The sequence below is a fragment of the Pseudomonas sp. VI4.1 genome (assembly GCF_002029345.1).
In the GTDB taxonomy this organism is placed as follows: domain Bacteria; phylum Pseudomonadota; class Gammaproteobacteria; order Pseudomonadales; family Pseudomonadaceae; genus Aquipseudomonas.
In genome coordinates, this window is sequence record NZ_MULM01000184.1 from 156541 (window position 1) to 176077 (window position 19537).

The 19537-nt window shown below is 61.0% G+C and carries 16 protein-coding genes and 2 pseudogenes; 11 read left to right on the forward strand and 7 right to left on the reverse strand.

The annotated features are described in order from the left end of the window. Positions 1-30: 30 nt before the first annotated feature. Positions 31-828 carry a hydroxymethylpyrimidine/phosphomethylpyrimidine kinase gene (locus BZ163_RS32785; RefSeq protein ID WP_128874405.1) on the reverse strand — a complete coding sequence of 266 codons (798 nt, stop codon included), beginning with the start codon at positions 826-828 and terminating at the stop codon, positions 31-33. 302 nt (positions 829-1130) lie between these two features. Between BZ163_RS32785 and BZ163_RS32790 the strand changes: the two genes are divergently transcribed. From BZ163_RS32790 to BZ163_RS32805, 4 genes are all read left to right on the forward strand, one after another. After that, positions 1131-3515 (forward strand): hybrid sensor histidine kinase/response regulator, encoded by a 2385-nt coding sequence (locus tag BZ163_RS32790; RefSeq protein ID WP_128874406.1) that lies wholly within the window; start codon positions 1131-1133, stop codon positions 3513-3515. Between the two features lie 75 nt (positions 3516-3590). After that, a complete protein-coding gene (locus BZ163_RS32795) occupies positions 3591-5240 on the forward strand; it encodes an acyl-CoA dehydrogenase family protein (RefSeq protein ID WP_128874407.1) in 1650 nt (549 codons plus the stop codon). A 129-nt stretch (positions 5241-5369) separates the two neighbouring features. Next, entirely contained in the window at positions 5370-6869 is a 1500-nt protein-coding gene (gene amn / locus BZ163_RS32800; protein ID WP_178084674.1) for an AMP nucleosidase, read from the forward strand. Positions 6870-6944: 75 nt separating this feature from the next. Then, entirely contained in the window at positions 6945-7583 is a 639-nt protein-coding gene (locus tag BZ163_RS32805; RefSeq protein ID WP_128874409.1) for a pseudouridine synthase, read from the forward strand. Here BZ163_RS32805 and BZ163_RS32810 read toward each other — a convergent pair. The 3 genes and pseudogenes from BZ163_RS32810 to BZ163_RS32820 all read right to left on the reverse strand — a co-directional run bounded on the left by BZ163_RS32810 (position 7575) and on the right by BZ163_RS32820 (position 8534). Next, positions 7575-7784, reverse strand: a complete 210-nt coding sequence (locus tag BZ163_RS32810) for a DUF2788 domain-containing protein (RefSeq protein ID WP_064675738.1) — start codon at positions 7782-7784, stop codon at positions 7575-7577. The genes BZ163_RS32805 and BZ163_RS32810 overlap by 9 nt on opposite strands. Before the next feature lie 120 nt (positions 7785-7904). Next, positions 7905-7982: pseudogene (locus tag BZ163_RS36200) on the reverse strand (outer membrane lipoprotein carrier protein LolA); the annotation flags it as partial. Between the two features lie 72 nt (positions 7983-8054). Beyond that, entirely contained in the window at positions 8055-8534 is a 480-nt protein-coding gene (locus BZ163_RS32820) for an Lrp/AsnC family transcriptional regulator (RefSeq protein WP_007894448.1), read from the reverse strand. Positions 8535-9058: 524 nt separating this feature from the next. Here BZ163_RS32820 and BZ163_RS32825 point away from each other — a divergent pair. Continuing rightward, positions 9059-10087, forward strand: a complete 1029-nt coding sequence (locus tag BZ163_RS32825) for a DUF6515 family protein (protein WP_128874411.1) — start codon at positions 9059-9061, stop codon at positions 10085-10087. On the opposite strand, the gene BZ163_RS32830 is transcribed toward BZ163_RS32825, so the two are convergent. Both BZ163_RS32830 and BZ163_RS32835 read right to left on the reverse strand, forming a co-directional pair. Then, the gene (locus tag BZ163_RS32830) at positions 10081-10980 is read right to left on the reverse strand and encodes a cation diffusion facilitator family transporter (protein WP_128874412.1); all 900 of its coding nucleotides are present in this window, start codon (positions 10978-10980) and stop codon (positions 10081-10083) included. The genes BZ163_RS32825 and BZ163_RS32830 overlap by 7 nt on opposite strands. Before the next feature lie 30 nt (positions 10981-11010). Continuing rightward, positions 11011-11430, reverse strand: coding sequence for a hypothetical protein (locus BZ163_RS32835; RefSeq protein ID WP_064675741.1), 420 nt, complete (start codon positions 11428-11430; stop codon positions 11011-11013). Positions 11431-11540: 110 nt separating this feature from the next. On the opposite strand from BZ163_RS32835, the gene hrpB reads away from it, so the two are divergent. From hrpB to argE, 6 genes and pseudogenes are all read left to right on the forward strand, one after another. After that, positions 11541-14063, forward strand: a complete 2523-nt coding sequence (gene hrpB, locus BZ163_RS32840; protein ID WP_128874413.1) for an ATP-dependent helicase HrpB — start codon at positions 11541-11543, stop codon at positions 14061-14063. Positions 14064-14219: 156 nt separating this feature from the next. Continuing rightward, positions 14220-15239, forward strand: coding sequence for a hypothetical protein (locus BZ163_RS32845; RefSeq protein WP_168187435.1), 1020 nt, complete (start codon positions 14220-14222; stop codon positions 15237-15239). 178 nt (positions 15240-15417) lie between these two features. Continuing rightward, a pseudogene (locus BZ163_RS36635) lies at positions 15418-15513 on the forward strand (ATP-dependent helicase C-terminal domain-containing protein); the annotation flags it as partial. A 499-nt stretch (positions 15514-16012) separates the two neighbouring features. Continuing rightward, positions 16013-16372 carry a DUF6124 family protein gene (locus BZ163_RS32855; protein WP_128874415.1) on the forward strand — a complete coding sequence of 120 codons (360 nt, stop codon included), beginning with the start codon at positions 16013-16015 and terminating at the stop codon, positions 16370-16372. Between the two features lie 117 nt (positions 16373-16489). Continuing rightward, positions 16490-17167, forward strand: a complete 678-nt coding sequence (locus BZ163_RS32860) for a DUF1028 domain-containing protein (protein WP_128874416.1) — start codon at positions 16490-16492, stop codon at positions 17165-17167. Continuing rightward, positions 17160-18323 carry an acetylornithine deacetylase gene (gene argE, locus BZ163_RS32865; RefSeq protein ID WP_128874417.1) on the forward strand — a complete coding sequence of 388 codons (1164 nt, stop codon included), beginning with the start codon at positions 17160-17162 and terminating at the stop codon, positions 18321-18323. Before BZ163_RS32860 ends, argE begins: the two co-directional genes overlap by 8 nt. Before the next feature lie 95 nt (positions 18324-18418). Here argE and BZ163_RS32870 read toward each other — a convergent pair whose 3' ends face one another. Then, positions 18419-19339, reverse strand: coding sequence for a LysR family transcriptional regulator (locus BZ163_RS32870; protein ID WP_064675747.1), 921 nt, complete (start codon positions 19337-19339; stop codon positions 18419-18421). Between the last annotated feature and the right edge of the window lie 198 nt (positions 19340-19537).

Genomic DNA, 19537 nt, shown 5'->3' on the forward strand with positions numbered 1-19537 from the left:
GACAAGCCTCTGCGCTTTACGCATCAAAAGTTACGAACAGAAATCCAGCGGCAGGCGGCGCGGTACGAACTGGCCTTTGCCCAGCTGCTCTGCGTCCCGCAGGGTACGCCAAGTGTAGTCAAGCGCGCTGCGCACGGCGCTGGCGAGGTTTTCACCCAGGGCCAGGCGACCGGCCAAGGCGCTGGCCAAGGTGCAGCCGGAGCCGTGATAACTGCCGGGCAAACGCTGGCAGGTGAAGGTTTCACGGCTGCCGTCACGGCTGTACAGGCGATTGTGTATTTCATCTTCATCGCCATGACCGCCGGTGATCAGCAGGTGCTTGACGTACGGCAAGAGTTTTTCCGCGCACTGGTCCGCGGTGCCTTCTGGCAGCTCGGCGAGAATGCGCGCTTCGGGAAGGTTAGGGGTGGCAATGATGGCCAGGGGCAGAAGGCGTTCGCGCATGGCATAACCGACTTCATCCTTGCCCAGTCGTCCGCCGCCGCCGGCCCGCAGCACCGGGTCGCAGACCATCGGCAAATGCGGGTGCGCCTGCAGCAGTTCGACCACGGTGTCGACCATTTCCAGGGAACCGAGCATGCCCAGTTTGACGGCCGCGACTTCGGAATCGTTGAGCACGGCATTGGCCTGGGCCAACACCCACTCACGGTCGAGGACGCGGAAGTCAGTGACGTTGACGGTGTCTTGCACGGTCAGGGCAGTGACGGCCGGGGCCGCATGACAACCCTGAGCGAGCAGGGCTTCGATATCTGCCTGCAAGCCGGCGCCACCACTTGGGTCGTGGCCGGAGAGACAGAGGACAACGGGGCGAGAGCTGTAGATATTCATGGTGCGCGAGCTTACCACCAAACATCGTTTTTCGGGTGCCGTCCGATCAACCTTGCAGGCGGAAAACCCACGCACGTTCAGGCCATTGTCACAATCTGACCGGGGAAACAGCTCTAACTCAGGGTATACAGCCGGAACGCCCGTGCTAGAGCCTTTGTGGGATAAATTTCCATGGTGCTCAATAGCCATCAACCGCTATGCTAGAGTGGATCCAAGTCAATACAGGTAATACCGGTTTTACGTCTGCTCAAAGGGAATGAGGGGCTTCCTGAGATAACCGGACAGGCCACGCTGGGGCTTAAATGCGCTATTTGCTGATGTTGCTGTTGTGCTGGCCCCTGATGGCGAGCGCCGTCGAGTTCGATGAATTCACCCAAAGCCTTCCCCTGGGCCGAACCCTGCAAGTGTTCGAAGACGCCAGTGGTCAGGCAAGCATTGCCGATGTCCGCGCGCAAGCCGCAGCGGGGCAGTTCAAAACCCACGATAACGACACCCTCAACGCCGGTTATTCGCGTTCGGCGTTCTGGCTGAAAATCGACCTGCATTACCGCCCGACCCATCCGGCGGCGCAACGGACCTGGCTGCTGGAACTGGCCTATCCGCCCCTTGATCACCTTGACCTGTACGTGCCCGATTCGGCCGGGGGCTACCGGTTGGCCCGGCAGACCGGCGATGCCTTGCCGTTCGACAGTCGCGAGATTCGCCAGAACAATTACCTGTTCAATCTGGTTTTTACGCCCGATCAATCGCAAACCGTCTATCTACGCCTGGAAAGCGAAGGCTCGATCCAGGCGCCGGTGACGTTGTGGTCGAGCACCGCTTACCTCGAAGACCAGCCGGTGCGCCTTTATGTGCTGGGCGTGATCTATGGTGTGCTACTGGGAATGCTGGTCTACAACCTGTTCATCTACCTCAGCGTACGTGACACCAGTTACCTGTATTACATCTTCTATATCGCCTCGTTCGGTTTGTACCAGTTGTCGGTGAATGGCGCGGCCGTGGAGTATTTCTGGCCGGACAATCCCTGGTGGGCCAACGCGGCGACGCCCTTCTTCATCGGTTGTGCGGGGCTGTTCGGCAGCCAGTTCGCCCGCAGCTTCCTGCAGACCGCGACCTACAGTCGCTGGCTCGATCGCTTGCTGTTGGCGCTGATTGCGTTCGGCGCCGTGGTGGTCGGGTTGTCGTTGATGACCAGTTATGCCCTGGCCCTGCGTCTGGCGACGGCCCTGGCGCTGACGTTCACCCTGGTGATTTTTGCCGCGGGGATTTTCGCCTGGCTGCGCGGCCTGCGGGTGGCGCGGTATTTCATCATTGCCTGGTCGGCATTTTTGCTCGGGGGCATCATCAATACGCTGATGGTGCTGGGGTATCTGCCGAACGTGTTCCTGACCATGTATTCCAGCCAGATCGGCGCGGCGATTGAAGTGGCGCTGCTGTCGCTGGCCCTGGCCGACCGCATCAATGCCATGCGCGAACAGCAGGCGCAGACGTTGCTTGACGCCGGGCAAACGCTCGAAGTGCTGAACCAGCAACTGGCGCACGGCAACAAGCTCAAGGATGAATTCCTGGCGACCCTGACCCACGAACTGCGCACGCCCATGAACGGGGTGATCGGTTCGCTGGAACTGATGCAAACCGTCGAGATGGACGCCGAACTGGAGCAATACCAGCAAACGGCGGCGGGCTCGGCGCGCGAGATGATGCGCATGGTCAATGGCATCCTGACCCTGACCGAACTGCAGGCCGGCAAGCTCAAGACCGTTGCGGCCCTGTGCAGTTTGCGCGGCGTGGTCGACGCCTTGCGAGTGCAGTTCGAGGGCAATGCCTCGGGCAAGTCGCTGGACTTCAAGGTCGACGTGGCACCGGGGCTGCCGGATCGTTTGCTCGGTGACAGTGCCAAGTTGGCGCAATGCCTGGAATGCCTGCTGGATAACGCCATCAAGTTCACCCGGATCGGCGGGGTGGCGCTGCGGGTGACGGGTAAACCCGTGGGGGCCGACCGACTGGCGCTGTCCTTTGTGGTGATCGACACCGGCATCGGTTTCACCGACCTGGGAGAGGCGACGATGTACCAGCGGTTTTTCCAGCTCGACGGTTCGATGACCCGTGAATACGGTGGCCTGGGCGTCGGCCTGGCGATCTGTCGGCAACTGATCGAATTGCTGGGCGGACGTCTGACTCACCGCTCCGAGCCCGGGCGCGGCAGCCGTTTTCAGCTCGACGTCGAATTTGAACTGCCCGTGGTGGAACGCCCATCAGTGCCTTCGATGGCTCGGGCGCTCCCTCGCCTGCGACTGCCTCAGGACTGCACCGTGCTGTTGATCGATGACAACAGCCTCAATCAACTGGTGATGCGTGGCATGTTGCTCAAGTTGGGATTCCGGGTGCGCACGGCCGACAACAGCAGCGCTGCGCTCGATCATTTGCAGTGTGAAGCCTTTGATGCGGTATTGCTCGATAGTCAGTTGCCGCCACTGAAAGGCATGTCTGTGCACTGCCAGATCCGTCATTTGCCGGGTTGCGCCGAACTGCCGGTATTCGTGGTTGCCCTGGGCGCTGATCGAGAACACTGCCCAAGCGGCGCCGTGATCGATTACCTGAACAAACCGCTGAAATTCGAAGACCTGCAGGCGGCGCTCTATCGTCGGGTGCTTTGCTCCGGACAGGGCGAAAGCGCCGACAGTTAGGCAGATATGACACTTTGTTCGGCCGTGGGGCGGTGCTTAACTGAAAATCCCTTGGCTGACCAATGGAGCCCCGTCATGAACCTGCATCAGTTCGCCGAAACCCACGAAGTCACCAACCAGCCACCCTCGCTGGACGGCACCAACCTGTATCGCATCGACCTGCCTCTGCAGGAGTGGTCGCGGCGTTTTGGCGCCGGTTGGGCCGAGTCGCGGATCGACGCCTACGGCGCACTGGCCGGCGGACCGCTGATGGAAGCGGGTTTTCTGGCCAATCAGTACAAACCGGTGTTCAGCAGTCACGACCGTTACGGGCATCGCGTCGACCTGGTGGAATTTCACCCGGCGTATCACCAGCTGATGCGCACGGCGGTCGAGCACGGCTTGACCTCATTGCCCTGGGCGCATCCGCAGCCCGGCGCCCACGTCGCCCGCGCCTCGATGACGTATCTGCACAGCCAGGCCGAAGCCGGCAGTGGCTGCCCGTTGACCATGACGTTTGCCAGTGTCCCGGCGATGCGCCTGCAGCCGGATCTGGCGCAGCTGTGGCTGCCGAAAATCCTCGCCACCGAATACGACCCGCGCAACGTCGGCATGGCCCACAAGGCCGGTGTCACCATTGGTATGGCCATGACCGAGAAGCAGGGCGGCACCGATGTGCGGGCCAATACCACCAAAGCCTATCCGGTCGGCGCCAGCGGCCCTGGCCAGGCCTATGAACTGGTGGGCCACAAGTGGTTCTGTTCGGCACCGATGTGCGATGCCTTCCTGACGCTCGCCCAGACTGACAAGGGTTTGACCTGTTTCCTGCTGCCGCGCCATCGTCCGGACGACACGCGCAACCAGTTCTATATCCAGCGTCTGAAGAACAAACTGGGCAATGGCTCCAATGCCTCCAGCGAAGTGGAGTTCCGTGGCGCCCTGGCCTGGATGGTGGGCGAAGAAGGCCGAGGGGTGCCCACCATCATCGAAATGGTCGCCATGACCCGTTTCGATTGCATGGTCGGTTCCAGCGCCTTGATGCGCCAGGCGTTGACCCAGGCCAGCCATCACTGCGCTCATCGCCGGGTCGGTGGCAAGCTGCTCAGCGAACAACCCTTGATGCAAAACGTATTGGCCGACCTGGCACTGGAAAGCGAGGCGGCCCTGGCCTTGAGCCTGCGCATGGGCCGGGCGCTGGATCATCTGGATGACAGCCACGAAGCGAAATTCGCCCGGCTGGTCACGGCGGTGGGCAAGTACTGGATCTGCAAGCGCGCGCCCGCGATGATCAACGAAGCCGCCGAATGCATGGGCGGCGCCGGCTATGTCGAAGACAGCATCCTGCCGCGGCTGTACCGTGAGGCGCCGGTCAACTCGACGTGGGAAGGTTCCGGCAACGTGCAATGCCTCGACGTGCTGCGCGCGTTGTCCAAGGAGCCGGGTGTGCTTGATGTGTTGTTCAGCGAATTGGGCGATGGTCATGGCGACAAGCGCCTGGCGGCGCACATCAGTCAATTGCAGGTGGCGTTCAAGGACACCGACGACATTCAGTACCGCGCCCGGCAGTTGACCGAAGACATCGCGTTGGGGCTTCAGGCCAGGCTGTTGCTGGAGGCGGGTAATGCAGCGGTCAGCGACGCCTTCATCGCCAGCCGCCTGAATGGTGGTGGGCGGGTTTACGGTGCGTTGCCTCGCGGCCTGGATGTCGAGGCGATTGTTGCCCGCTCGACTCCGCAAGGCTTCTGACCACGACATCGTGAGCGACACCTGGCTAATGTGGGAGCGAGCAAGCCCGCTCCCACATTTGATCTTTGGTGTACCCAGTACTTGTGAATCAGCATGCCACTGTTCCCGTGAAGCGATGTTGCAGGCAAGATGAAGCTCTGCAAGTCAGAACACAGGATGCTGATCGTGACCGAAGCTTTTATTGTCGTTCAAACCGCCGAGCAAGCCGTGGACCGGCTTGCGCTCTTGCACAATCGTGCAACCACTGCGCTGACCCAGGCGCTCAAGCGTTACCTCAAGGATCGAGTCGAACCGGACGCCGAACAGCGTGCAATGTTTCGTTATCCCGAACTGCGTCTGACCTATCACTGCCAGGGCGAAGTCCCGCAGACCACGCGCGCGTATGCCAAGGTTCAGCTGCCCGGAACCTACAGCGTCACCGTCACCCACCCGGCCGCTTTCCGCAAATACCTGCTGGAACAACTCGTTCCGCTGATGCACGACTTCACCGTGACCGTGGAAGTGGGCGTCAGCCAGCAGAACATTCCTTATCCCTACGTGGTCGAGCAGGGTGATGAGTTGGCCGGCTCCGGCGTCACCGCCGCCGTGCTGGCGCGAGTCTTCCCCAGTACCGACCTGTCGGCCGCGACCGATGGCATTGCCGATGGCCTGTACGATTGGGAAAACACCGACCCGCTGCCGCTGGCGCTGTTCGATGCCGCGCGGGTGGATTTCTCCCTGCGGCGCCTGGTGCATTACACCGGCAGCGACTGGCGTCATGTGCAGCCGTGGATTCTGCTGACCAACTACCACCGCTACGTCGACCAGTTCATCGTCCATGGCCTGGAGCAACTGCGCAGTGATCCACGTTTCGTGCGCATGGTCTTGCCTGGCAACGTGATCATCGAAAAGAGCATGGACCACGGCGAAGCCTCGGCGATTGCCGCGGGTGTGGTCTGGCACCGTTACCAGATGCCGGCCTATCACCTGATCGCCACCGATGGCCACGGCGTGACCCTGGTGAACATCGGCGTCGGCCCGTCCAACGCCAAGAACATCACCGACCACCTGGCCGTATTGCGCCCGCATTGCTGGCTGATGATCGGTCACTGCGGCGGCTTGCGTCAGTCCCAGACCATTGGCGACTATGTGCTGGCCCACGCTTACATGCGCCGCGACGGGATTCTCGACCGTGTGGTGCCGCCGAACATTCCCATCCCGGCCCTCGCCGAAGTGCAGATGGCCTTGCAGCAAGCCGCGGCGAACATCACCGGCGAGAAGGGCGACGAGCTGAAGAAACGCCTGCGCACCGGCACCGTCCTGACCTATGACGACCGGAACTGGGAATTGCGCTGGGCCCAGGAACGACCGTTGATCAACCTGTCCCGTGCGGTGGCGGTGGACATGGAAAGTGGCACCATTGCCGCCCAGGGTTATCGCTTGCGGGTGCCGTACGGCACGTTGCTCTGCGTGTCCGACAAACCCCTGCACAGTGAAATCAAACTGCCGGGCTCGGCCAACGCCTTTTATGAGCGAGCGGTCAGCCAGCACTTGAAAATCGGCATCGAGGCGGTGGATCTGTTGCGCACCGAACTCAACTCGCTGCACTCGCGCAAACTGCGCAGCTTCGACGAGCCGCCGTTCCGCTGATAGCGCGTGGTCATGGTCATTTGGCGGTCAGGGCACTAGCATTAGCAGCCCTGATCGTTAGATGTTCCCTTGCCCATGTCTCGTCCTCCACGTCCTGTCTCTCACCGCCCTGGCGCGAATAACCCGCCATCAGCCCCGCGCCGTGTCGCCAAAGCGCCGCCGGCCGAACCGAAGCTGATTCTGTTCAACAAACCCTTCGATGTGCTGACGCAGTTCAGCGACGGCGAGGGGCGGGCGACGCTCAAGGATTTCATCGATATCCCCGGGATTTACCCGGCGGGACGGCTGGACCGCGACAGCGAAGGCTTGTTGTTATTGACCAACGACGGACAACTGCAGGCGCGGATCGCCGACCCGAAACACAAACTGGCCAAGACGTATTGGGTGCAGGTGGAAGGCGAGCCGAGCCCCGGGCAATTGCAGCGTTTGCGCGATGGCGTCGAGTTGAACGACGGCATGACCTTGCCCGCCGAAGCGCGGCAGCTGGAAGAGCCGACATTGTGGCCGCGCAATCCGCCGGTGCGTTTTCGCAAGAGCGTGCCCACCAGCTGGCTTGAGCTGGTGATTCGCGAGGGCCGCAACCGTCAGGTGCGGCGCATGACCGCGGCGGTCGGCTTGCCGACGTTGCGGCTGGTGCGGGTCAGAATCGGCGACTGGTCGATCGAAGGGCTCGATCAGGGCCAGTGGAAAGAAGTGCCTGCGCGTTTAAATTGAGCCGGACTCGATCAGGCCGATGACTACGCTTTTGATCACGAACGCGGCCACGCCCAGGCCGAGCACGAAGAACAGGATGAACGAGCCAAAGCGCCCGGCCTTGGATTTTTTCGCCAGATCCCAGACGATAAAACCCATGAAAATGATCAGGATGCTGACCAGTCCGGTCATCATCCACTCTTCGAATACTGCAGGATCCATCGGACATCTCCAGTGCGGGCGGGGCTAAAAGGCGCTGGAGTATACGACAAGGGGGAGGGGTGGGGGATTGACCTGCGGCAGTGTGTCGCAGCTATTCGTCGCCTGTGCCGGCCCCTTCGCTGTAGGAGCGAGCTTGCTCGCGAAAAACCTGAGAACGCCTTGGGGTGTCAGGTCCACAGCGTTATCGTTGACGACCATCGCGAGCAAGCTCGCTCCTACAGGATAGGGGTGAGATCCCCGTAGGAGCGAGGCTTGCCCGCGAAGGCGTCATCAGCTACGCAGATGAGTCAAAGGCAATTCAGTGCTATTGAGCACCTGATTCAACACAAAACTCGAGCGCACGCTGGTCACCCCTTCAATCCGGGTCAGATGCCCCAGCAGCAGTTTCTGATAGTGATCCATATCCGGCACCACCACCTTGAGCTGATAGTCCGCATCCATCCCCGTCACCAGGCTGCATTCCAGCACCTGAGGCAATGTCCGGATCGCCGCTTCGAAGTTCTCGAAACGCTCCGGCGTATGCCGGTCCATGCCGATCAGCACATAAGCCGTCAGGCTCAGACCGAGCATTTTTCGGTCCAGCAGCGCCACCTGGCGGGTGATGTAGCCGTCGTCTTCCAGTTGCTTGACCCGGCGCGAGCAAGGCGAGGGTGACAGGCCGATGCGTTCGGCCAGCTCCTGGTTGGAAATGCGCGCGTCGCGCTGCAATTCCGCCAAAATGCTCAGGTCGTATCGGTCGAGTTTGCTCATCAATCAGGCCTTTGTCATATCAATTGCGGCAGATTATCTATCCAGGGTTAAAAATTGCGCAAGTCATGTTTATTTGAGCAATCTTCGCAATCCTCTGTCGCGGCCTTCAGCCTATTCTTATCACCAGAATCACTGCTCGGACAAACAGTCCACAGCGGCTCGCCCAATCAGGCCAGCTGCGGTCGCCACTCCCCACAGGGGATGAGCCGGCCCCCGAGCTGCACACTGTCCAGAAGACGGCGTGAGGTGAGCCGACGTCAAAAGCGTCGAGCACGGACGAAGTTCTCAAAGGGAGGCCGACGGGTCTCCCTTTTCTTTTGCGTGCGATTTACCTTCCGTCCCGCCCCCCCTGTAGGAGCTGGCTTGCCAGCGAAGGCGGCCTCAAGATCGGTATAAATCCCCAAGGCCCCGTCGCCAGCAAGCCAGCAGCCGGCAAATATGTTTCGTGACTGATAACCTGTCGCAGAACCGGCCGCTGCTTTCCCAGTCTCATGTACAGGCCCTGACCCGCAGTGAGGAAAAGCATGAAGTCGCGTATCTGGCGTTTGGCCGGAGTTGGTTTGCTGTGTGTCAGTGTCACCGCACAATCGCTGGCCGATGAGCCGCAAAACCGAGGTCCCGACGGCGGGCAACGGGGTTCGGATGGCCATCAGGGAAACAATCAGGGCCATGGCGGCAATAATCAGCCGCGCCCGCAAAATAATCAGCCGCGCGGGCAAAGCAACGACATCATTCGAGGCGACAACAGTCGTCAGTTCGAGCACAACGGCCAGAATCAATCCAACCGTCAGCCGCCCGACTACAACAGCCCGGTGCGGCCGCCACCACCACCACCGCAACTACCGGCCAATGACCTGCCGATCCAGGGCCGGCCCGACACCGTGCGCCAGACCCAGCAACCGCAGCGCGGTTACTATCAGGATGCTCCGCGGCGAAGCGATAACAACCAGCATTGGCAAAATAACGGTCAGCGCCCCGATGACCGTCGCTGGCCAGGCCGCCCCGACGGACATGGCAACGGCTGGGGCCCCGGCCCGCAATATCGCCCCGGTCATGTGATCGATCGCTTCCCGGACCGCGACTACCGCGTACCCTACGGTGGTCGGGACTATTTCTATTCCGGGGGCTACTGGTATCGCCCGCAGGGTCCGCGTTATGTCGTGGTGCAACCGCCGCGCGGGATTCGTGTCAGCTACCTGCCCGATTACGCCCGTGAAGTGTGGGTCGGCGGTGCGCTGCTGTTCCTGGCGGCCGGGTCCTATTACGCCTATCAGCAAAGCACTCAGGATTACGTGGTGGTCGAGCCGCCCGTGCAGCCGCAACCGCAACCGCAACCGGTCAGTCAGGGTTATGACGTGGTGGCGTATCCGGCCAACGGTCAGTCGCCGGAGCAGGTCAACCAGGACGGTTACGAGTGCTATCAATACGCCGTGCAGCAGAGTGGCTTCGATCCGCGAACGGCCACCTACCAGCCGGACCCGTCGGTGGTGCAAGTCTACCGCCAGGCCCAGGGCAACTGCCTGGGCAGCCGTGGTTATCAGGTGTCTTATTGAGCCCTGGTGGCCGCCAGCACCACTTCCTGCGGATCAGCGTGCACCAGCACTTCTGCTCGCGGATAAGCCGCGTGAATCGCATCGGCGGCCTGGTCGCTGATGCCGTGGGCGACTGACAGCGTCAACTCGCCCGGCAATTCCAGGTGCAATTGCACAAACCACTGGTTACCGGACACCCGCGTGCGCAAGTCATGGGCGCCCAATACGCCCGGCACGTTGCAGGCCAGTTCGAGCATGTGCTGGCTGACATCCGGTGGCAGTTCTTCATCCATCAGCACCGTAAAACTTTCCCGGGCGATCTGAATCGCGCTCCAGAGAATGTAGGCGGCGATCCCCAGGCCGAACCACGGGTCGACCTGATGCCAGCCAAACCCGGCCAGCACCAACGCCACCAGAATGCTGCCGTTGAGCAACATGTCCGAGCGGTAATGCAGGGAGTCGGCGTGCACCGCGTTGGAACCGGTGGCCTTGACCACCCGATGTTGCAGCATCAGCAGTGCCAGGGTCAGCGCCAGGGAAAACACGATGACCCCGATGCTGATCCATGGCGCGCCCACCGGTTCCGGATGTTTCAAGCGGTCGACGGCCTGCAAGGCAATCAGCACCGCGCTGCCGCCAATGAACAGCGCCTGCGCCATCCCCGCCAGCGACTCGGCCTTGCCATGCCCGTATCGATGATCCTCATCGGCGGGGCGCAAGGCGTAATGCACCGCCAGCAGATTGAGCAACGAAGTGATGCCGTCAAGTGCCGAGTCGGTCAGCCCCGCGAGCATGCTCACCGAACCGCTCAACCACCAGGCGATGGCCTTGGCGACCATCAACGTGCAGGCCACCGCCACCGAGGCACGGGTCGCCAGCCTTAGCAGGCGGGCGTGTTCGGAGCTGGAGATCATAGGGGCGGCGTGTCCTTTCAATGCGCGAATTTACGCAGCGGGTTGCAGGCCGAACATCGCCAATTGCTGGGCGCTGCCCTTGTGCTGGATCAGGCGTGGGTCGTCCAGCGGGAAGCTGCGGCCCAGTTCGGTTTCCAGAATAGTCTGCAACTTGTGGTTATCGACCTTGCCGTCGGCACCGATGGCTTCCTGGAGTTTTTCCGGGGCCACCTGGGCGGTCTTGCCTGGCTCGAAGTAAATCGCGCCGGTGGCGAAGTCCACGGCAAAGGCGATCAGGCCGGGGATGATGTAGAACAACAGGCCCACGGCGTCCAGCGCGGCAATGGCCGGGTCGATCTTGCCGTCGATCTGGCCACGACGGTCAGGGTAGAAAATCGAACCGCAGGCGGTGACCTGGGTCAGCAACGTCGCGATCAGTACACCGCCAATCAAGCGAAAGGGAGCACGCATATGAAATCTCCTGAGTCATCTGGGAAACGAAGCGTCGTCGATATGAATTAGGACCGCGACGAACGCCAGGCAGTTCGCCGTTATACTCGCGCCTCTGTTTGGGAGCCAGCATGATTTCTTTGCCGATCGATGAAGTTCTACCCGCCCTGCGTGAAGCCTTGGCTACACGCCACGAAGCCGTGCTCGAAGCACCGCCCGGTGCCGGTAAGACCACCCGCGTGCCTTTGGCCTTGCTCAACGAGCCCTGGCTGGCCGGGCAGACCATCCTGATGCTCGAACCGCGCCGGTTGGCCGCGCGGGCGGCGGCGGAGCGCTTGGCCAGTGAGCTGGGCGAAAAGGTTGGCGAAACGGTGGGTTATCGCATTCGTCTCGACAGCAAAGTCGGCCCCAACACCCGGATTGAAGTGGTCACCGAAGGCATTCTGACCCGCCGTTTGCAGGACGACCCGGCGCTGGATGGTGTGGGCCTGCTGATCTTCGATGAATTTCACGAACGCAGCCTCGACGCCGACCTGGCGTTGGCCCTGAGCCTGAATGGCCGGGAATTGTTTCGCGACGATCAGCCGCTGAAGATCCTCTTGATGTCGGCCACCCTGGAAGGCGAACGCCTGGCCGGGCTGCTCGACGACGCGCCGATCCTGCGCAGCGAAGGCCGCATGTACCCGGTGGCGATGCGCTGGGGCCGGCCATTCCAGCCGGGCGAGTTCATCGAACCGCGCCTGGTGCAGACCATTCTCGACGCCTTGAACGATGAAACCGGCAGTGTGCTGGTGTTTCTGCCGGGCCAGGCGGAAATCCGTAGGGTGCACCAACAACTGGCCGATGCGCTGGGTGAAAGCACGCAGGTGTTGCTCTGCCCCTTGCACGGTGAACTGGACCTGGCGGCCCAACGTGCAGCAATCGATCCAGCCCCGGCAGGCAAACGCAAAGTGGTGCTGGCGACCAACATCGCCGAGACCAGCCTGACCATCGACGGCGTGCGCGTGGTGATCGATGCCGGGTTGGCGCGAGTGCCGCGTTTCGATCCCGGCAGCGGCATGACCCGGCTCGACACCCAGCGCATTTCCCGGGCCAGTGCCACGCAACGCGCGGGCCGGGCAGGGCGGCTGGAGCCGGGGGTGTGTTATCGGTTGTGGTCGCAGGATCAGCATGAACAACTGGCGGCCTATGCCAGTGCGGAAATTCTCTCGGCGGACCTCGCCGGCCTGGCCTTGCAACTGGGTCGTTGGGGCGTGGCACCGGGGCAACTGGTGTGGCTCGATGTGCCGCCGGCCGCCGCTTATGCACAGGCTCAGGATTTGCTTGAGCGCCTGGGCGCCCTGGACGGTGAAGCGCTGACCCGTCACGGCCAGGCCATGGCCGAACTGCCGGCGCATCCGCGCATCGCGCATTTGCTGTTGCGCGGTCAGGCACTCGGCCTGGCGGACATGGCGTGCGATGTCGCGGCGCTGCTCGGCGAGCGGGATATCTTGCGCGGCGCCGGGGCGGATCTGCACAGCCGGTTGGCGCTGTTGTCCGGTGAAGAACGCGCCGCACGCGGCGCCCAGGGCGGGGTGCAACGGGCCCGGCAACTGGCGCGGCAGTATCGCGGTTACCTGCGGGGCAAGGCCGCGCAGCCGGTCAGCGATCCGGATCATCCGCGCTGGCTCGGCGCGTTGCTGGCGCTGGCCTATCCCGACCGCGTCGCTCAACAGCGTCGTGCTGGCGGTGCCGAGTATCGCTTGGCCAACGGTCGCGCCGCGTTGTTCGCTGAAGCAGACAGCCTGATGAAACAACCCTGGCTGGTGATCGCCGATCTCGGCAGTCGCCAGGGCCAGCGTGAGGAGCGGATTTATCTGGCGGCGGATTTCGATCCGGCGTTGTTCGATTCGGTGCTGGCCGAGCAGGTGCGTTGCGTCGATCAGCTTGATTGGGACGAGCGCGAAGGCGTGTTGCGCGCCGAGCGACAACGCAAGGTCGGCGAGCTGATCCTCAGTCGCGAACCACTGACCGGTCTCGATGAAACCGCTCGCAGTCAGGCGCTGGTGAATCTGGTGCGACGCAAAGGCCTGGAGCTGTTGCCGTGGACGCCGGAGCTGCGGCAGTGGCAAGCGCGGGTGGAGCTGCTTCGTCAGCAGGAGATCCAGAATAGCGAGACCTGCAGTAAATGGCCTGATCTGAGCGATGCAAACCTGCTGGCAACCCTTGAGGAATGGCTCTCGCCTTACTTGGGCAAGGTCACCAGGCTCAGTCACTTCAGCCAGTTGGATCTGTCTTCGATAGTCAGGAATCTGCTCCCTTGGCCGCTTCCGCAGGAATTGGAAGCCCAAGCACCGCAGACGATTCAGGTGCCGTCCGGTTCGAGCATTCGTGTCGACTATTCGCAGTACCCTCCTGTTCTCGCAGTGAGGCTTCAAGAGCTGTTTGGCCTGTCTGAAACACCTCGTATTGCTCAAGGCAAGCAGTTGCTCACGTTACATCTCTTGTCACCAGCTCGGAGGCCAGTGCAGGTCACTCAGGATCTGGCCAATTTCTGGCGGAGTACCTATGCGGAGGTGAAGAAGGATCTCAAAGGGAGATACCCCAAGCACTACTGGCCAGATGACCCTCTAGTTGCCGAGGCCACGGCGCGGGCCAAGCCAAGAAAGACCTGATTTTTTTCAGGATTGTGCGGCAGTCACTCTATCGCGAAAAGTGGAATATGATGGCACCGCTCCGCCGTTGGTGGCGGACAGGGGCCCCTCTTCTGCAGCCTGGTAACTGTGGCTTGGATCCGGGCACGCCATAGACATACAGCTACGGGATGTTTAATGCAGACGATCATTGTTCGGTACTTCGAGACCGTGATCGATCAGGCGTCAGGGAATGAGGTTTCCAGACTGCTTGGAAGTGAATCCTACGAAGGTATTCGTGAGGCACTCATCCCTGGCCTACCCACGGCGAAGACAGGGAAGACGCCGCCTCCAGTCTTCGTCACCAAGTGCTTCTCAACCTCCCCATGCCACCGCTGGGAACTGGTGTCGGTTGCCAGTACGCCGGCTACTGGCTCCGAGCCGGCTGTTTTCACGATCTTCCTCAAGTCTGTCGATGTTTCCAACGAGGTGTTCCTCTACCAGACGCTGAAGAAGGACAAGAACCAGACGTTGAATAGGCTGTTGTGGCCTGGCACTTTGGTCGAGGTCTATTACGGCTTCGTTCAGCACACGGGTCGGACGGATGCGAGCACGAAGACCAACAAGCGATACAGCGATACCCTCCTGGCCGGAGAGATGTACAAGCGTCGATTGGCTGTCGTAGTGAAAGTGGTGTCGAGCAATCTGGTTCAGGTTGCTCCCGTGACATCCGTCGCTCCGCCGCCAGGTGACAAATCGATCTTCCAAATATCACAGGCCACTTTGGATCGGATGCCGCGCTATAAATTTAGCGGTAAGTCCAGCTACGTGTTGTGTGGCAGGACGGAGGCTGTGTCGATCCAGCGTCTGTTGCCGCCTGTGAGCTTCGGCACGAGTATCCCTACGCGGAACGTGCGTTACACAGTCAAGCTTTCGAGAGGCGAGGAAAAGCTTCTCAAAGCAGCACTGATGCACGCGGTGGGCGTCACTAACCATGTGCCTCACAACCAGTTCCTGCAGGAAAAAATCAAGGCCGATCAGCTCCAACAGGATGTTGAACGTCTCAATCGAGAGCTCGAGAGATCTCGTGCTGCACTGGAAGCGCTGAAAACAGTCGAGAACATGGCAAAACGGTGGGCGTCGGAGTGGGAGCTGGACTTTGACCAAGATCTCGATATCCAGCGGGAGCTGGACGCAGGAGTGATGGCAGAAGCGTAAGGCAAGGTTTTGTCAACCGATTCAGGTTGACACCTGTGCCACGACTTCCCTAAGATTACTCCACATGGTCGAGCTAAGAGTGCAGGACTCCACCTCGGCGACACGGCTAAAACCGTCTCCTGTGAAAGTAACATGTTCAAAAAAACCGCCCCCAAAGGCGGTTTTTTTGTGCCTGTCGTCCAGTGATCAGGCGCCGATTCTGACGGTGCGTTTGCAGGAGTTGTTCGGCCTGACTGAAACCCCGCGCATCGCCGGAGGCCGGCAAGTGGTCAAGCGCGGATCAAACCGCGCAAGTAAACCCGCGCACCCCCTGTAGGAGCGAGCTTGCTCGCGAAGGTCGTGAACGATAACGCGTAAAACCAGATGCCCAGCGGCGTCCTTGAGCCTTTCGCGAGCAAGCTCGCTCCTACAGGTTTTACCGCTGGAGGGCGTGTGTTTAAAGGCGTTTAAGGATACTTCCTGCAAGCTACAAGACCTTGCGCCGTTGCCTACGTGTACGCCAGAATCCGCCGGCTTGTGCGCTTTGGAGGCCATCGGTAACTTGATTCGTGTCACTGCTCATCAGTGATCGGGTTTAGTCGCCCGGCTATCCATCCGCGGTTGCACAAGTGTCATCCAGTCAGGTGTTCGCCTGTACTTGATGGTGGTTGTGCGCATGGCGCCCTCGGGCGCGCCGGGTTTGGGTGGCTTACCGGTCGACTAACTTGCGCACAGCCGCCTCCCTTTCGTTTAGTCGCGAGATGGTCACGGCCCCACTTAGAGGTCAACTGCCCATGTTCAAACCTACACCTAATCCGCCGGACACCGATCCCGCTTCCCCATACGAACCCGATTCCAAAAAACTCAACGAGGCCACCGAACGCGCCCTCAACGTCCACTTCCCCTCGACGGCCGACATCAAAGCCACGCCGCGCACACCCAACAACCTGTTTACCGTCGACCCAGAGGCCACAACCGAAACCCTTGTGGTGTATCTGGTCGAAACACTGGCCTCGGTCGATGTAATGGTCCATCAATTGGTCGATCACCTCGACGGCGGATCGCGCAATGCCCTGCTCGGTATTTCCAACAGCGTGATGCTGGCGGAGATTACGGCGAATCGGGTGCTGGATCAGATTGATCCACCCGGGTAAGCCTGCGGGGCTGACCAGTTTTTTCCTTCCCCAAAGCCACAAAAAACCTGCTTTCTCCGATTCCAGTGCATGCACAGAATGCAGTTGCGCGTGCATTGGAATTTTAAGGAGTGAGTCATGACGTTCTCGATTATCGGACGCTGCCCTGAAACCGGGCAGCTCGGTATTGCCATCAGTTCTTCCAGCATTGCGGTCGGCGCTCGCTGCCCTTGGGCGCGGGCGGGTGTGGGTGCGGTTTCTACGCAGAACATTACGCTGCCAGCGTTGGGGCCGCAGATCCTGGACCTGCTGGAGCACCAGCATCTGGAGCCTGACGCGGCACTGGACAAGGCACTCACGTCCAATGGCTGGAGCCAGTACCGACAGGTCACGGTGATCGATGCGTCAGGCGGGATTGCGCTGTTCAGCGGTAAAGAGTCGTTGGGCGTGCATAACGCCGTGAAAGGCGAGCAATGTGTCGCGGCGGGTAACCTGCTGAGCGATGTGCGGGTCATCGAGGCCATGGTCGCGGCGTTCGAGGCCGAGCCGGGGCAGTTGGCGGACCGTTTGCTGGCGGCCATGCACGCAGCCATGACGGCCGGTGGCGAAGCGGGGCCGGTGCATTCCGCCGCGCTGAAAGTGGTGGGTGACCACACCTGGCCGATCATCGACTTGCGGGTGGACTGGGCCGAGGAAGACCCCATCGGGCAGCTTGATGGCCTCTGGCAAGCCTATCGACCACAAATGCAGGACTACCTGACTCGCGCGCTCAACCCGACGACGGCGCCGAGCTACGGGGTGCCTGGGGATGAGTGATGCATCCAGTCGCGAGCTGCTGGAGCGCCTGATTGGCTTTGCCACTGTCAGCCGCGATTCCAACCTCGAGTTGATTCGTTTCATCGAGGCCTATCTGGCCGAACACGGGGTTCAAAGTGAGCTCTTCTTCAACGAAGAAGGCACCAAGGCGAATCTGTTCGCGACCATCGGCCCGCTTGCGTCGGGTGGCGTGGTGCTCTCCGGTCACACCGATGTGGTGCCGGTTGACGGACAGGCGTGGACGGTCGATCCGTTCCGGCTGACTGAAAAGGATGGGCGCCTGTACGGGCGTGGCACCGCAGACATGAAAGGCTTCATCGCCTCGGTCCTCGCGGCGGTCCCGACCTTCGTGCAGCGTCCGCTTCTGACGCCGGTGCACCTGGCCTTTTCCTATGATGAAGAAGTGGGTTGCCTGGGTGTCAGGCCGATGCTGGCCGAGCTGGAGAAGCGGCCATTCAAACCGCGACTTTGTCTGATCGGCGAACCGACAGAGCTCAAACCTGTGCTCGGCCACAAGGGCAAACTCGCGATGCGTTGCGAAGTGCGCGGTGCGGCGTGCCATTCGGCGTATGCGCCTTATGGGGTGAACGCGATCGAGTATGCCGCGCAATTGATTGGCCGGCTCGGCGTGATCGGTGAGCAGCTGGCGCATCCCGACAACCACGATCAGCGTTTTGATCCGCCGTTTTCTACGGTGCAAACGGGTGTGATCAAAGGTGGCCGGGCGCTGAACATCGTTCCCGCAGAATGTGAGTTCGATTTCGAGGTCAGGGCGTTGCCGGACTTCGATGCCCAGGCAGTGGCGGACCAGTTGCAAGCGTTCGCCCGCGAACATGTGTTGCCCAAGATGCGCGCGGTGCAGGCGGACACCGACATTCGCCTGCGGCCGCTGAGCGCTTATCCCGGATTGGCGACGCCGCCCGAGAGTGAAGCGGCGCGGCTGCTTGCGCTGTTGAGCAATTCTTCAGCGTTTGGAACTGTCGCGTTTGGCACCGAGGGCGGGCTGTTTGATCAGGCTGGCATTCCCACGGTGGTCTGTGGTCCAGGCAGCATGGATCAAGGGCACAAGCCTGACGAGTTCATTGCGCTGGAGCAGTTGAGCGGTTGCGATGAGATGCTGCTGCGCTTGGCTGACTACCTGTGTGGCGACATCTAACTGTAGGAGCGAGCTTGCTCGCGATGGACTCAAGAGCGCCGCGTTTGCCAGTAAACACGCGTTATCGTTAACGACCATCGCGAGCAAGCTCGCTCCTACAGGGGGGCTGCGACTTTCTGGCTCAGTTGTTCGCGGCAGAAGTCCACGAACAACTGAGCAGGCTTGGTCAGTTGGCTGCGTTTCAAATGGGCGGACGCCAGGCCGGACAGGGTGACCGGCTCTTTTATGTTCACCGAGATCACCTTCTTGCCATCGTAAGTGCATTCCGAGTGCGGGCGGGTGACCAGGATCGAGAAGCCGAACCCCTGACCGACCATGCCGCGCACCATCTCGATCGAGGGTGAGCTGAACACGATGTTGGGCGTCAATTCCAGCTCGTGGAACAGGCTGACAAAGTAGGTCCGGCTCGGTTGCACATCGAGAAGAATCATCGGCTCGCTGCACAGGTCCCGTAGCGACACTTCCTTCTGGTCGGCAAAGCGGTGCCCTTCAGGCAACAGGACGTAAGGCTTCTGAGGTGGCATCAGCGGCGTGGTCTGGATGGTGCCGTCCAGCCCGTGATCGTAGAGGAACGCCACGTCGAAAGTGCCTGCGGTCAAACCTTGCACCAGCTCTTGTTGCTCGCCATCGCGAATGCGTATGTCCACGCCCGGGTAAAGCTTGCGAAAGCCGGCGATCAGTTGCGGCAGGTACAGCGGGGCGACGGTCTCGAAGCAGCCGATGTCGATCTGTCCGGACACCGTGTCGTTATCGGCCAGCGCGTTCTGTTCAAACTCCCTGGCCATGCGCAGCAGCTCTTGCGCCTTGTGATAGAAACGCGTGCCGGTGGGCGTCAGCGAAACGCCCTGGGCGTGGTGGCGGATGAACAGCTGGACGTTGAACGACTCTTCCAGACTCTTGATCGCCGTCGACACCGAGGGCTGCGCGATATACAGCTGCCGCGAGGCCTCGGCGACGCTGCCGGCTTCCACCGTTGTGACGAAATACTTGAGTTGCCGCAATGTATAGGAAGCCACACGCACCTCGTTCTGCTCTGTTTTGCGGTGAAAGCCCGGATGGCCGTCGCACAGATTATTGACTGAACCTTACCCTATGCGGGTTGCGGACTGGGTCTGCGCTTACCTAGTTTTTTCTTATACCCCGAGCACATTTTTAATAATTTTCCTCTTCGCACGGTTGACGCACTATCTCTACAACCTCTGATAACAACCCCG

Coding starts and splice junctions, on each gene's coding strand:
- BZ163_RS32785 (WP_128874405.1), bottom strand. CDS start 828: ATGAATATCTACAGCTCTCGCCCCGTTGTCCTCTGTCTCTCCGGCCAC.
- BZ163_RS32790 (WP_128874406.1), top strand. CDS start 1,131: ATGCGCTATTTGCTGATGTTGCTGTTGTGCTGGCCCCTGATGGCGAGC.
- hrpB (WP_128874413.1), top strand. CDS start 11,541: ATGATTTCTTTGCCGATCGATGAAGTTCTACCCGCCCTGCGTGAAGCC.
- BZ163_RS32860 (WP_128874416.1), top strand. CDS start 16,490: ATGACGTTCTCGATTATCGGACGCTGCCCTGAAACCGGGCAGCTCGGT.
- BZ163_RS32855 (WP_128874415.1), top strand. CDS start 16,013: ATGTTCAAACCTACACCTAATCCGCCGGACACCGATCCCGCTTCCCCA.
- amn (WP_178084674.1), top strand. CDS start 5,370: ATGAAGCTCTGCAAGTCAGAACACAGGATGCTGATCGTGACCGAAGCT.
- BZ163_RS32810 (WP_064675738.1), bottom strand. CDS start 7,784: ATGGATCCTGCAGTATTCGAAGAGTGGATGATGACCGGACTGGTCAGC.
- argE (WP_128874417.1), top strand. CDS start 17,160: ATGAGTGATGCATCCAGTCGCGAGCTGCTGGAGCGCCTGATTGGCTTT.
- BZ163_RS32830 (WP_128874412.1), bottom strand. CDS start 10,980: ATGATCTCCAGCTCCGAACACGCCCGCCTGCTAAGGCTGGCGACCCGT.
- BZ163_RS32795 (WP_128874407.1), top strand. CDS start 3,591: ATGAACCTGCATCAGTTCGCCGAAACCCACGAAGTCACCAACCAGCCA.
- BZ163_RS32805 (WP_128874409.1), top strand. CDS start 6,945: ATGTCTCGTCCTCCACGTCCTGTCTCTCACCGCCCTGGCGCGAATAAC.
- BZ163_RS32835 (WP_064675741.1), bottom strand. CDS start 11,430: ATGCGTGCTCCCTTTCGCTTGATTGGCGGTGTACTGATCGCGACGTTG.
- BZ163_RS32825 (WP_128874411.1), top strand. CDS start 9,059: ATGAAGTCGCGTATCTGGCGTTTGGCCGGAGTTGGTTTGCTGTGTGTC.
- BZ163_RS32820 (WP_007894448.1), bottom strand. CDS start 8,534: ATGAGCAAACTCGACCGATACGACCTGAGCATTTTGGCGGAATTGCAG.
- BZ163_RS32845 (WP_168187435.1), top strand. CDS start 14,220: ATGCAGACGATCATTGTTCGGTACTTCGAGACCGTGATCGATCAGGCG.